This is a genomic window from Alteribacter keqinensis (assembly GCF_003710255.1).
In the GTDB taxonomy this organism is placed as follows: domain Bacteria; phylum Bacillota; class Bacilli; order Bacillales; family Salisediminibacteriaceae; genus Alteribacter; species Alteribacter keqinensis.
This window is the reverse complement of sequence record NZ_RHIB01000002.1, coordinates 599,776-612,130: the sequence shown is the minus strand read 5'-3', so window position 1 is coordinate 612,130 and position 12,355 is coordinate 599,776. Positions and strand designations below refer to the sequence as shown.

The following is a 12,355-nucleotide window of genomic DNA, read 5'->3' as shown; positions in this document are numbered from 1 at the left end:
TTACCAAGTGAAGAGAGGTGCTCATGAGTGAAAACGGCATTAGTAGCTGGAACTACAGGACTGGTTGGTGAAAAACTCGTCCGTGAGCTCATCAAAAGTAACGTCTATGAAAAGATTACCCTGATCTCAAGAAGAGAGACCGGGTTCAGTGAAGAGCAGTCCGTTCATGAACGCCTGGTATCGTTTGACGATCTGGCAAAGGATGAGGACTGTTTTGCGACAGACGATATCTTTGTATGTCTTGGGACAACCTTAAAGAAAGCCAAATCAAAGGGCCAGTTTGAAAAAGTTGATTATGAGTACCCTGTAAAGATGGCTCAGCTGGCAAAAAAACAAGGAGCGAGCAGGTTTCTTATTGTTTCGGCAATCGGAGCCGATCCGGAATCTTCGTTTTTTTACAGTAAGGTGAAAGGCCGGCTGGAAGAGGCACTCATCATGCTCAGACTGCCTTCCCTTCACATCCTGAGACCCTCCTTACTCCTCGGCAGCCGTAATGAGTTCCGGCTTGGGGAAAAAACAGCCGAAGTTCTGGGGAAACCCCTGAGTTTAGCTCTGGTTGGTCCTCTGGAGAAGTACAAGCCCGTGAAAGCTGAACACGTGGCTATGGTTATGTGTGCCCTCGCTCAGGAAGAAAGCAGTGGTATTCACATCTATGAATCGGACAGGATCAGACACCTGGGTAAAGTTCTTGAAGAAAAGCCAATGTAGTAAATTCCTTTTACGTTGAAGGCGCTTACATTATGGAGCCGCTTAACACCAGAGTTTCGAATTCACTGTCAGGAAATGAAGAGGTGTTCTTCAAAAAAAGGAGCACATCTCAGGAAACCGAAGGGCATGCTGCTCCTAAGTGCTTCAATTTTTGTATCAAGCAACGAAAAAAAGCTGATTAGGTATATGTTACTCTTGGATGAAAGAGGATGAAGCCGGAATGCCCGAGACTCCTGCAGAAGTGGTGGGCCGGGGGAGACCCCACAGTGCGAAGCGTGAGGAGGCCCACCGCTACCTCTGCGGAAAACGAAGGGCATGCAGGCAGCATCCACATAATCCATGAGTCATGTATTTTTCTAAAACCAACAATCTTTTATACAAGCAGAGACAAGAAAGGGGATAGCAAGATGAAACAGATGAGTCAGGTTTGGGATTTGGAGACGATTTTTCCAGGAGGAAGCGAGTCTGATAAATTTCAATCCTTCCTTTCGACACTTGAAGAGGATATTTCACAGTTTCAGAAGGATTTAAGCAACAGAAGTGTACCTGAAACAGAAGAGGAACTTTTCGGTATCGTTCACGTTCTGGTGCGCGCCCAGGAAATTTCAAAGCGCGTCCGGGAGTCGGGGGCATTTGTAAGCTGCCTGACAGCACAGAATACGAAAGACGAACCGGCAAAATTACTTACGGGGCGCGTAAAGCAGCTTTCATCCTCGTATTCTTCTTTTATGACATCTCTTGATGAGCTTCTCCTTGGTCTTTCTGATGACCTTTGGGAAAGCCTCGTAAACCTGGATGAAGTAAAACCACTTACATATAATCTTGAGGAGCGTCGCCGCCTCGCGAACGACAAACTCCCTGCTGAAAAAGAAAAGCTCATGCAGTCCCTGTCTGTAGACGGTTACCATGCATGGGGGGATATGTACAATACGATTGTCGGGCGGATGAGCGTTGAAGTAGAAGAAGACGGTGAAACAAAGTCTCTTTCTGTCGGCCAGGCAGCAAACAAAATGACGAGTAAAGACCGGAATACGAGACAGCATGTAGCAGAACAGTGGGAAAAAGCCTGGGGAGACGAAGCGGAATTGTTTGCCAATACCCTCAATCATCTCGGTGGCTTCCGGCTTCAAACGTACGAAGCCCGGGGATGGGATCATGTCCTGAAAGAGCCGATGGATATTAACCGTATGCAGCAAAAGACGCTGGATGTGATGTGGAAGACAATCGAAGATAACAAGCCGGTCTTTACTAAATACCTGAAGCGCAAAGCGGAACTCCTCGGTCTTGAAAAACTGGACTGGACTGATGTGGGAGCTCCTCTTACGAGTGAAGTGGAAGAAGTGTCCTATGACGATGCAGCGAATATGATCGTCCAGCAGTTTGAATCATTCAGCCCCAAGATGGCCCAATTTGCAGAGAAAGCTTTTTCTAAGCGGTGGATCGAAGCAGAAAGCCGCCCCGGCAAGCGGCCGGGAGGATTCTGTACGAGCTTCCCTGTAAAAGAGCAGTCACGTATTTTTATGACCTATGACGGATCTGCTTCAAATGTCGCAACCCTCGCCCATGAGCTGGGACATGCGTATCACCAGCATGTCATGAACGACCTTCCGCAGATGGCGCAGCGCTATGCCATGAACGTGGCTGAGACAGCTTCGACCTTTGCTGAAATGATCGTAGCCGATGCCACGGTGAAGCAGGCTGCGACAGAAGAGGCGAAAGTGCAGCTTCTTGATGATAAACTGAACCGGGCTATTGCGTTCTTTATGAACATTCACTCCAGGTTCCTGTTTGAGACAAAGTTTTATGAGGAGCGAAAAAAAGGACTAGTCAGTGTACACCGGTTAAATGAGCTGATGCTGGAAGCCCAAAAAGAAGCATACTGTGATGAACTGGGCTCTTATTCACCGCATTTCTGGGCTTCAAAACTTCACTTTCACATTACGGGCGTTCCGTTTTATAACTTTCCGTATACATTCGGTTATCTTTTCAGTATGGGGATTTACGCGAAAGCAGAGGAAGAAGGAACGGCGTTTGAGGAGCGTTACATTGAGCTTCTTCGTGACACCGGCCGTATGCAGGTTGAGGACCTCGCTCAAAAACACCTGGACGCAGACCTTACAAAGCCTGAATTCTGGCAAAGTGCGATTGATCTTGTAGCAAAAGACGTAGAGACGTTTATTGATTTGACCGAAAAATAAAGCTATGCTAAACGTACGAAACTGTTCAAAAGAGGAGGGATACACCATGAACATTTCAGCAAAGACCGTAGTAGCAAAGATGGAGCAGGAACTGGGCCAGGTGCGAAAGCATATTAATACGGGTTCGTCAGCGGACATCCGAGAGCACGTCACGGCGCTCAGAACCTACTGTGATCTGCTGCTGGCAACGGAATCTTCCTCTGAGGCAGCGAAGAGCGATGCATCAGCTATGGATATCCTTGAAAGGCAGCGGATGATGGGGGATCTCGATGATGATAAGTCATCTGCACCCCGCCAGCCAAAGCGCTCGGCTTACGACGATGATGACAAGCCTGACAGCGACAGCTTATTTGATTTTTAGAGCCGGCATTTTTTCAGCCTGGTACGGAAATGACCCCGTGCCAGGCTGTTTTGTATTTATTTCCGGTATCATGACTGCCTTCTTTTCCACTCCACAATCACTGCACAGTCTTTCGATTCCTCATCGTCCAGATAGTTTTCCATCACTTGAACAGGTGTCATTCCCTGCCGGATCATGAAAGAAAGGACCAGGTCGTCGATTCGTCCGTTCCTTACTTCCATCATATAGTCCTGGGGGGAGAGGCGGTCTGCATGCTTGTGGTAGCCCGGAATTCTGCAACCTGCTATAAAGCGAGTCAGCTTCAGCTTTTCTACCAGTGACTTCCTGGCCTCGTACAAAGCTTTGGCAACGCCTTTTCCACGAAACTCAGGCCTGACGCACACATCAATGCCGTAGAGGGAGTCTCCTTTACGGTTATGGGACCGTGCAATATAGCCTTCATCCGCCACTTCATCCCACGTATGAGGTTTCCCGTCAAACAAAATCATGAGGGCCGTGGCAGATCCGGCAGGTTCCCCGTCAATCTCTGCAATCATGGCACCCTCAGGAAAGGTCTCAATATGGGAGCGGATCTGGTCTTTACTCCACCACAATTCTTCAGGGAAAGGGGGAGGGAAGGCTTCTTTCTGGATTGTAAGTAAAGCTTCATAATCAGCCAGGGTGTAGTTCCGTACGCTAATGATCATGACGTCATCCTTTCTGCCTTGAATATTATTTTTAATGAGTATACCCTTACGTCAGTTTATCTGAGCTCTGCTGAACGCCATCCGCTCGCCGGTGAGGAGAATGAACCCTGCTTCTTCCTCTACAAGTAACGCTTCGAAGTGATCTGCGTCGAAGCAACTCGCAGAGGACTCATGATGTTAACGCTCGTCACTGTCGCAGGAGTCTCGCTGCTGGCGTTCAGCTGCGCATGATACTAAAAGGATTATCACACTTCCATTTTTAATAAAAGAAATTTACTGACTCAGAGGGATACTCATTTTATTTTATAAGCTCTGTTAAAATCAGGTGTTGATTTAGCACATTGCACTCCCTTTCTGCGGGTTTTTGGGCTGAGTTTCCCTGTTCCTCTGATTTATACAGCACAGCGCATCGTAGTTGAACGGAATACGCAAGACTCCTGCGGAAGCGCGAGACAGACGAGACCATGCAGAGACAAAGCCCCGGGGAAGCTCGTCGCGAGTCCGCGGAAAGGGAGTGTATTCCGTTCAACGAAGCTGAATATCAATGAAGGGTTATAACATTCTTCTAATTTCTTTTTCATGGCAGCCTTATTATAAAAAAGTGTGTCTTCTCGAATGGTTTCACAGGAAACTGGGGAACTTTGTTAATATAACGTTGCAAAGGAGTACCACACTATGATCTACAACACAGGTAATTCAGGACTGCCTCTTTATTTCAGGGTATTTGAGGGGGAGCAGTATGACGGAAAGCTCACAGAAGACCGTTATGAGATGTATGTGAACAATCATTATGTAGGGGACCATACCCTTTATACAGAGAAGGAACACGCGTCCTCAGTAAAAGACTTCCTTCACCAGCAGGGGTTCCGTCATGTGAATATGGAAGTGAACGGGGATCACGTTGTTGTCATTACACCCAGTCATGAAGAAGCAGAGCGGATGGAAAACTGTCTGCGTATTTTTGCCCAGAACCGGTAATGGTTCAAACCGCATTTTCCCTTTCTGACACGAGTGTGATATTCTGACATTGAACAGGATCGAAAGGAGAAACACTCACATGAAGTTATTTTTACTGCTCGGAAGTATCAGCTCGTTTTTGTTTGTAGCGCTTGGGGCTTTTGGTGCCCATGCCTTAAAAGATAAGCTTGAGGCTACGGGCTATATGAAGACATTTGAAACAGGTGTTCAATATCATATGATCCATGCACTGGCGATTATCGCAGTGGCGATTCTGACGAAACACTTGTCTTCTACAGGACTTCTTCACGGTGCGGGATGGGCCTTCTTTATCGGGATCATTCTTTTTTCCGGAAGCTTGTACGTCATGAGTCTAACCGGTATCCGCGTACTGGGCGCCATTACCCCGATCGGCGGCGTTGCATTTCTGGTAGGATGGACACTGATTTTTATCGCAGCTTTAAATCATTCAGGATAAAAAATAACGGCTCCCAAGGCGGCATTACACTTTGGGAGCCGTTATTTTGAAGAGCAAAGTACTATCTCGGAGCAAATGTCGCCAGGTCCGGCCCGTTGTCAAACGGATAATCGTACTCAAGAGGCTCATCGAACGTCACGTAATCAAGGTTGACCATCAGAAGCAGGAAGCGTTTGTCAGTCTGCGGGTCACTGATAATAATGTGGTCACGCCCCGCAGCTTCAATAACCCCTTTAAAAATCTTCGCATTCCACTTCTCGTTTAACTCATATGTCATGTAAAACGTACCGATTTTTCCACGGTTTAAACGGAGGATATTCTCAATGTAGGACTGTTCAATCGGAAGCATGCCGGGCATTTGCGCTGATATGCCGAATGGTCCGCCTGACTGTTGCTGTTGCTGACCGCCGGCAAATGCAGGCTGAGGAGGTTCCGGTGTGCCCGGGAGAAACTGCTGCTGACCGTTTCCGTTCATGCCATTCATTCCGTTTTGCTGATTAAAGCCCATTCCCTGACCCGGAGCCCGGAACGCATTTTGACCAAATTGTGGGTACTGTTGATACATACGATCACGTCCTTTTAAGAATTTCGCAAGTCATCAGAGCAGACAGAATCATCAATAAGAAGCGGCGTAATGCCTCTATTACGCAAGGTTGTTTCTGACTGGACCTGTGGCCTTCACCCATAATCTCTTACAAAAGCAAGAAGCTTCTTATTTACCGGAATTAGCAGAAACTTCTGCCGTTCCATTCACCCCCTGACGCTGCTAACTCTCAGATGCGAAGATTTCGTTCGGGAAAGTTAAATATAAAAGCCGGCGCTCCTGCGCTATTTTAATACTATGAAACAAGGTGTAAGCCTATGCTCATTTGTTTTTTCCATAAAAAAACGACCGGGTAAGGGTCGTTTTAATAGACATCATATACTTCTTTACAATCAACGTATTCCGGCCGGTAAAAGCAATGAAGTTTGAAACGGCCTGTGTTCGGCTGGCCCCACCACTGCGGAGGACAGTCACCGGGCGGCCGGAAAAACCATAAGGCGTGCTCGGCAATTCCTGTTCGTTCGCCCTGAATGAGCCGGCGTGCAAGGCGCTTATCCCGTTCTCTTGCCCGCTGGTAGAAATACCCCTTTTGAGTCGCTTCAAATCCGCCGGGAGACTGATAAACCATTCGCTCAACTGTATTTATATCCTCAAAATCCAGACACCGTACTCTTACCCGGTTGACCATGACGCTTCCGGCTTTCATCATGCCAATTTCGCCTTCCCCTTCAGCTTCAGCCCTTAACAGCCGGGCGAGGAGTGCCACATCGCTCTCCGATGCATTGATCACTGCCATTGTATTCGACCTCCTTCGCTGTGCGCACGTGCGCTCCTATATCCTATGTGGGAGGTGCTGCAGGTATGAATGGGAGAGGAGGGAGAGCGGAGTGAAAAATAAATGTATGGAAATGAAAAATAAAGCGGTAAAAGTAAAGAATAAATGCGGAAAAGTAAAAAAAATCTGGTGAAACTGAACGACAAAACCGCCCCAATAATACCTCCCGCCGCAAAAAAAGGCGGCCGTGAACCGGCCGCCTTCATCTTAAATTCAGATATAAAGAAACTTGGAAAGGGAGTCTTCATCAAGGTAAGTTCCCACGTAGAAAGAACCGAATTCTCCGTAACGGGCACTAACCTCATCGAAACGCATTTCATAAACAAGCTTTTTAAATTCCAATACGTCATGAGCAAACAGCGTTACGCCCCACTCCCAGTCGTCAAAACCGACAGAGCCGGAGATGATCTGGCGTACTTTTCCTGCATACTTGCGGCCGATCATGCCGTGACTGCGCATCATCGCTTTACGGTCTTCCATCGGCAGCATGTACCAGTTGTCTTCACCGTCGCGGCGCTTGTCCATTGGATAGAAGCAGGCATACTGCCAGCGCGGGAGGATTGGCTTTAAGCGGGCCTGAATTTCAGGGTCTGTTTCAGGGTCCACATCCGGCGGAAGGTAGTTGCTCAGTTCCACAACGGATACGTAGGAATACATCGGAATCGTGTATTCTGCAAGACGTGTTTTATTAAACGCTGTTTCCAGCTCGTTAAGCTCATCCATTGTCGGACGAAGAAGCATCATCATGAAATCGGCTTTCTGTCCGACGATGCTGTAAAGAGCATGGCTTCCATTAAATTTTTCCTGGGTTGTTGCCCATTTATCCAGCAGGTGACGGAACTCGGCAATGATGCTTTCGCGCTCTTCAGACTCAAGCTTCTTCCAAGAAGCCCAGTCCATCGTACGGAAATCGTGGAGAACGTACCAACCATCTAACGTTTTAGCGGCTTCACTCATTCAAAACACTCCAATCTTTTTATAAATCGATAACGTGAGAGAAGGGGAGAACCCCGACTCCTATGTACAGTTTCGCAACTCTTATTATACTATTAGAAAAACGAAAAACCAAACGGTCTGTTCCGCCTGGTTTTTCTTATTGTAAACGCTGTTAGTTTATGGTTTGCTGTTGGACAGAAGCAAGTTTGCCAATGGACAGATGGAGTACTCTCCGCCAACTGCTTTTTTCTAAAAGAGATCACGAAGCAGGAGTGCCTGAGACTCATGCGGTAGTAGGGGCCAGGCAAAACCCCGCAGAGCACCAGCTCGAGGAGGCTTGCCAGCACCACCGCGGAAAGCGAAAGGCACGCAGGCTTTGTCTGGATTTTACATGAAAGGATTAACAACAAGGTTATTTCTTAACCCCTTTTAAGAAATGAAGCAGGGCCTGGCGGTGTTCGTCGGACTTTCCGGCCTGCTGCTGGCCTTTACGCTCTTCTTCCAGCACATCGTCAAGGCTCAGGTGAAGCCCGCACTTCATGTTGTTTTTCATATTGGAATAGGCAGTCGGGGGCGCCTGTTTCAGCGTCTCCATAAGCTGATCCGGGTTACCGATCCGGTGAATCAGTCCAATTCTGTAAGCTTCCTCAGCACTAATTGATTCACCGAGAGAGAGCTCAAGAGCTTTGGACAAACCGATCAGCCTCGGCAGAAAGTAAGAGGCACCCGCATCAGGAACAAGTCCGATTTTCATAAAGCTCAAGGCCAGTTTCGCATCGTGCTCCGCAACTCTGAAATCACAGGCAAGAGCGATGCTGAGTCCGGCACCGACTGCTGTTCCATTTAAGTAGGCAACGGTCGGCTTGTTTATGGCGTCAAGAAGTCTTACAAGCTTATTATACGTACGTTCAAGATATTCCCCGTGGTCAAAATGTTCCAGCTTCTCAACCGGGATGCTTTTTAAGTCGGCCCCACTGGAAAACGAACCGTTTGTGCCCTGGAGTACGATGACACGCACGTTTTCATCAGAGCGCGCTTCCTGAAGGCAGTCAAACAATTCTTCGTGCATTTTTTCATTGATCGCATTTTTTACTTCGGGGCGGTTCAGGGTGATTGTACCTGCACCGTTACCCACTTCATAAGCTAATGTTTGATAAGACATGTCGTTTCCACTCCTTCAAAAGGTTAAATTGCCCGTCCTACGAGCGTACCGTCGTAAATCGCTTTTTTTGCATCAAGTCCGAGTGCGTGCTTCGCGCCACCGATGATGTGAACGGTTTTTCCCTGCGATTCGATCGTTTCCGCAAGGGTGTTATTGACGAGCTGACCGCTGGCTAAAAGAACTGAAACAGCCGGTACAGTCTGCTCGTTTCCGCCTGTGCTGATGACTACACCGTTTTCGTTAATCTCTTTGTACTCCAATCCGCCAATCATCTGAACCTTATTCTGCTTAAGTTCCATCAATGTTGTCCATCTGGTCGTTTTTCCGATTCCCCTGGCGAAGGTTTTGCCCCGCTGGAGAAGGGTAATCGATTCGACACCTTTCTTTTTCAAGTAGAGGGCGAGATCACAGGCAATTCCGCCGCCTCCGATAATTACTGCCGTTTTGCCGACAGTGGCTTTTCCATCGAACACGTCCCGGTAACTGGCCACGTTTTCCCGATCCACCCCTGGAATCTCCGGTATTCTAGGTGTAATGCCTGTAGCAAGGATCACTTCGTCTGCTTTTTGCAAAAGAGAGTCCTGATCGGTCAGGCGGTGTCCGAGCACGACATTAACTCCCAGGAGACGAAGCTGTACATCAAAGTAGCGAAGGGTTTCATAAAACTCTTTTTTCCCTGGAATCCGCTTGGAGTAGTTCAGCTGCCCGCCTATTTCCTCTTTTTCATCCACGAGGGTGACTGAATGACCCCGCTCAGCGGCCACCCTTGCTGCTTCAAGCCCAGCAGGTCCTGCTCCGACAACGAGAATGTTTTTCTGGTTAGAAGTCGGCTTCAATATAAGCTCCGTTTCCCGTCCTGCCTCAGGATTCACGAGACACGTAGCCGTTTTCCCTTCAAACACATGGTCAAGACACGCCTGATTACAGGCAATACACGTGTTGACCTCATCATGGCGGCCTTCCCGCGCCTTCGTAAGGATCTTAGGGTCTGCCAGGAACGGTCGAGCCATGGAAATCAGGTCAACGGTGCCTTTTTCAAGAAGTTTCGCTCCGTCCCGGGGGTCGTTGATCCGGTTGCTGGCCACAACTGGAATGGAGACAGCTTCCTTAATTTTTTCAGCCACAGGGACGAACTGCAGGCGGGGTACCTTCATGGAAATGGTCGGCACTCTCGATTCGTGCCACCCAATCCCGATGTTTAAAACGTCGGCGCCGGCTTTTTCAATGGCTTTTGCCCAGGCGAGTGTTTCCTCTTCAGTCGTGCTGTTGTCCACAAGATCAAGGCCTGACATCCTGAAAATAACCGGGAAGTCTTCTCCCACTTGTTCCCGTACCGCTTCGGTAATTTTCAGAGAGAAGGCGATGCGGTTTTCAAAACTCCCGCCCCATCGGTCCGTCCGTTTATTTGTAGCAGGGGAGGTAAACTGGTTGATCAGGTAGCCTTCCGAACCCATAATTTCAACAGCGTCAAAGCCGGCTGCTTTGGCACGGCGTGCACCCTGGGCGAAGTCGTTAATCGTTCTTTCCACATCGGCGTCAGAAAGGGCCACTGGAGGGTCAGGGTTAATCGGCGCCTGAATGGCAGAAGGGGCAACCGGATCCTGCCCGATCATCATTTTGTACGCATAGCGTCCTGCATGAAAAAGCTGAAGAGCGATCCGGCCTCCTTCTTCGTGGACACCTGCCGTCAGAGGCTTCCAGCGTTCGATGTCGTCTTCGTGGTCAATCATCATAAAATCAAGACCGCCGCTTCCTTCACGGTTCACAGCGGCACCGCCTGTTACAATTAATCCTACATGGTGGCGGGCGCGAAGTTTGTAAAACTCCGTCAGCTTTTCGATTCCATTTTCCAATCCTTCAAGTCCTACGTGCATCGATCCCATCATGACACGGCTTTTCAGTGTAAGGTTGCGGATCGTAAGCGGCTGAAATAAAGCATCACAGGCCATAAGAGTCCTCCTTGTTTTTTTGGTTAATAGTCAAAATAATGAGAAAATGAGTGATTATTCATTCATTATACTGAAGTTTCTCGGAGGGAACAATGAATAGGTGAAATTTAGGAAGTTCGGTTAAGGCATATAGGTGAATGAAATGAGTGTGGCACGGGTAAAAGAGAACTAAGGATGTCTGAAAATTAGAACTTTGTGAAGAATTGATCACAACAATTTATTTTTTAAAACGAAAGGAGTATCCTTATGGATAAAGGTCAGAATAGGTATGAAAACAAGGAGGAATCATTGTGAGCAACTTATTTAGAGGCATTTTGGAAAAAGTGAAGGCACACAACCCGACGATCGTTTTCCCGGAAGGAACGGACGAGCGTATTATTGAAGCAACAGCGCGGCTAAAGAAAGACGGGGTTCTTAAGCCGGTACTGGTTGGAAATAAAGAGGAAGTTACCAAAAAAGCAGGTGAGATCGGGGTTTCTGTAGATGGAATTGACATCTTCGACCCGGAAACGTACGAGCACTTCGAAGAGCTAGTCGAAGCTTTCGTTGAGCGTCGTAAAGGAAAAGCGTCCCACGATGATGCACGCCAGATTCTGAAGTCTCCAAACTACTTCGGAACCATGCTCGTTTACCTGGACAAAGCACACGGTCTGGTCAGTGGTGCGGCCCACTCAACAGGTGACACGGTCCGTCCGGCACTTCAGATCATCAAAACAAAAGAAGGCGTGAAAAAGACGTCCGGCGTGTTTGTAATGGTGAAAAACGAAGAGAAGTACATTTTCGGTGACTGTGCGATTAACATTGCCCCGGACAGCAGCGACCTTGCAGAGATTGCTATTGAAGCGGCGAAAACAGCTCGGGTCTTTGATATCGATCCAAAGGTAGCGATGCTCAGCTTCTCAACAAAAGGATCAGCGAAAAGCCCTGAGACAGAGCGCGTGGTAGATGCGACTCAAATCGCAAAAGAGCGTGAGCCGGAATTGACACTGGACGGCGAATTCCAGTTTGACGCAGCCTTTGTTCCGTCTGTGGCAGCGAAAAAAGCTCCGGACTCTCCGTTGAATGGAGAAGCGAACGTGTTTGTTTTCCCAAGCCTTGAAGCAGGGAACATCGGCTACAAAATTGCCCAGCGTCTCGGTAACTACGAAGCGATCGGACCGATCCTGCAGGGCCTTAACAAACCTGTGAACGATCTATCCCGCGGCTGTAACGTAGAAGATGTCTACAAGCTCGCTTTAATCACTGCCATGCAGGGACTTTCTGAATAATACGGTTGATGCAGTCTCATCTGTTCATAGGAAGGCACTGAAAAAGTACAAAACAATTTTTTCAGTGCCGTTTACTTGAGTTGCATTGGCTCCACTAGGTTGCGCGCCTGTTACGAAAAACCCACTCGTAACAGGCTTTTTAATGATGCAATCGTTACGCTCATTGCTTAGAAGGCACTGGAAAAAGTTAAAGACCGAACTTTTTCCAGTGCCTTCTCGGGTGGGGCTGTTTTTGTCTTGGGAAGGGCAGGCAGGGGCTAAACGTAAAATATG

The 12,355-nt window shown here is 48.1% G+C and carries 12 protein-coding genes; 6 read left to right on the top strand and 6 right to left on the bottom strand.

Translation table 11 applies throughout. From position 1 onward, the window contains the following. Positions 1–27: 27 nt before the first annotated feature. From EBO34_RS14370 to EBO34_RS14360, 3 genes are all read left to right on the top strand, one after another. On the top strand, positions 28–708 hold the full coding sequence (locus EBO34_RS14370) for an NAD-dependent epimerase/dehydratase family protein (RefSeq protein WP_122899724.1): 681 nt from the start codon (positions 28–30) through the stop codon (positions 706–708). 407 nt (positions 709–1,115) lie between these two features. After that, a complete protein-coding gene (locus EBO34_RS14365) occupies positions 1,116–2,906 on the top strand; it encodes a M3 family oligoendopeptidase (RefSeq protein WP_122899723.1) in 1,791 nt (596 codons plus the stop codon). Between the two features lie 46 nt (positions 2,907–2,952). Then, a complete protein-coding gene (locus EBO34_RS14360) occupies positions 2,953–3,267 on the top strand; it encodes a DUF5327 family protein (protein ID WP_122899722.1) in 315 nt (104 codons plus the stop codon). Positions 3,268–3,335: 68 nt separating this feature from the next. On the opposite strand, the gene EBO34_RS14355 is transcribed toward EBO34_RS14360, so the two are convergent. After that, positions 3,336–3,953 carry a GNAT family N-acetyltransferase gene (locus EBO34_RS14355; RefSeq protein WP_122899721.1) on the bottom strand — a complete coding sequence of 206 codons (618 nt, stop codon included), beginning with the start codon at positions 3,951–3,953 and terminating at the stop codon, positions 3,336–3,338. Between the two features lie 675 nt (positions 3,954–4,628). Here EBO34_RS14355 and EBO34_RS14350 point away from each other — a divergent pair. Together EBO34_RS14350 and EBO34_RS14345 are read left to right on the top strand one after the other, a co-directional pair. Beyond that, a complete protein-coding gene (locus EBO34_RS14350; protein WP_122899720.1) occupies positions 4,629–4,931 on the top strand; it encodes a hypothetical protein in 303 nt (100 codons plus the stop codon). A 79-nt stretch (positions 4,932–5,010) separates the two neighbouring features. After that, positions 5,011–5,388: a DUF423 domain-containing protein gene (locus tag EBO34_RS14345; RefSeq protein ID WP_122899718.1), complete on the top strand. Its 378-nt coding sequence runs from the start codon at positions 5,011–5,013 to the stop codon at positions 5,386–5,388. 61 nt (positions 5,389–5,449) lie between these two features. Here EBO34_RS14345 and gerQ read toward each other — a convergent pair whose 3' ends face one another. The 5 genes from gerQ to EBO34_RS14320 form a co-directional block, all read right to left on the bottom strand. Then, positions 5,450–5,953 carry a spore coat protein GerQ gene (gene gerQ, locus EBO34_RS14340; protein WP_122899716.1) on the bottom strand — a complete coding sequence of 168 codons (504 nt, stop codon included), beginning with the start codon at positions 5,951–5,953 and terminating at the stop codon, positions 5,450–5,452. Positions 5,954–6,296: 343 nt separating this feature from the next. Beyond that, positions 6,297–6,728 (bottom strand): cell wall hydrolase, encoded by a 432-nt coding sequence (locus EBO34_RS14335; RefSeq protein WP_122899715.1) that lies wholly within the window; start codon positions 6,726–6,728, stop codon positions 6,297–6,299. 252 nt (positions 6,729–6,980) lie between these two features. Continuing rightward, positions 6,981–7,724: a hydrogen peroxide-dependent heme synthase gene (gene hemQ, locus EBO34_RS14330; RefSeq protein ID WP_122899713.1), complete on the bottom strand. Its 744-nt coding sequence runs from the start codon at positions 7,722–7,724 to the stop codon at positions 6,981–6,983. 391 nt (positions 7,725–8,115) lie between these two features. Continuing rightward, positions 8,116–8,865: an enoyl-CoA hydratase/isomerase family protein gene (locus tag EBO34_RS14325; RefSeq protein WP_122899711.1), complete on the bottom strand. Its 750-nt coding sequence runs from the start codon at positions 8,863–8,865 to the stop codon at positions 8,116–8,118. A gap of 23 nt (positions 8,866–8,888) precedes the next feature. Then, entirely contained in the window at positions 8,889–10,814 is a 1,926-nt protein-coding gene (locus EBO34_RS14320) for an oxidoreductase (RefSeq protein ID WP_122899709.1), read from the bottom strand. A gap of 290 nt (positions 10,815–11,104) precedes the next feature. Here EBO34_RS14320 and pta point away from each other — a divergent pair, with 290 nt between their 5' ends. Then, on the top strand, positions 11,105–12,082 hold the full coding sequence (pta, locus tag EBO34_RS14315; protein WP_122899707.1) for a phosphate acetyltransferase: 978 nt from the start codon (positions 11,105–11,107) through the stop codon (positions 12,080–12,082). The last annotated feature ends 273 nt before the right edge of the window (positions 12,083–12,355 follow it).

What these genes read in the sequence shown, in the direction of transcription:
- EBO34_RS14365 (WP_122899723.1), top strand. Translation starts at nt 1,116, where the DNA reads ATGAAACAGATGAGTCAGGTTTGGGATTTGGAGACGATTTTTCCAGGA.
- EBO34_RS14360 (WP_122899722.1), top strand. Translation starts at nt 2,953, where the DNA reads ATGAACATTTCAGCAAAGACCGTAGTAGCAAAGATGGAGCAGGAACTG.
- EBO34_RS14355 (WP_122899721.1), bottom strand. Translation starts at nt 3,953, where the DNA reads ATGATCATTAGCGTACGGAACTACACCCTGGCTGATTATGAAGCTTTA.
- EBO34_RS14350 (WP_122899720.1), top strand. Translation starts at nt 4,629, where the DNA reads ATGATCTACAACACAGGTAATTCAGGACTGCCTCTTTATTTCAGGGTA.
- EBO34_RS14345 (WP_122899718.1), top strand. Translation starts at nt 5,011, where the DNA reads ATGAAGTTATTTTTACTGCTCGGAAGTATCAGCTCGTTTTTGTTTGTA.
- gerQ (WP_122899716.1), bottom strand. Translation starts at nt 5,953, where the DNA reads ATGTATCAACAGTACCCACAATTTGGTCAAAATGCGTTCCGGGCTCCG.
- EBO34_RS14335 (WP_122899715.1), bottom strand. Translation starts at nt 6,728, where the DNA reads ATGGCAGTGATCAATGCATCGGAGAGCGATGTGGCACTCCTCGCCCGG.
- hemQ (WP_122899713.1), bottom strand. Translation starts at nt 7,724, where the DNA reads ATGAGTGAAGCCGCTAAAACGTTAGATGGTTGGTACGTTCTCCACGAT.
- EBO34_RS14325 (WP_122899711.1), bottom strand. Translation starts at nt 8,865, where the DNA reads ATGTCTTATCAAACATTAGCTTATGAAGTGGGTAACGGTGCAGGTACA.
- EBO34_RS14320 (WP_122899709.1), bottom strand. Translation starts at nt 10,814, where the DNA reads ATGGCCTGTGATGCTTTATTTCAGCCGCTTACGATCCGCAACCTTACA.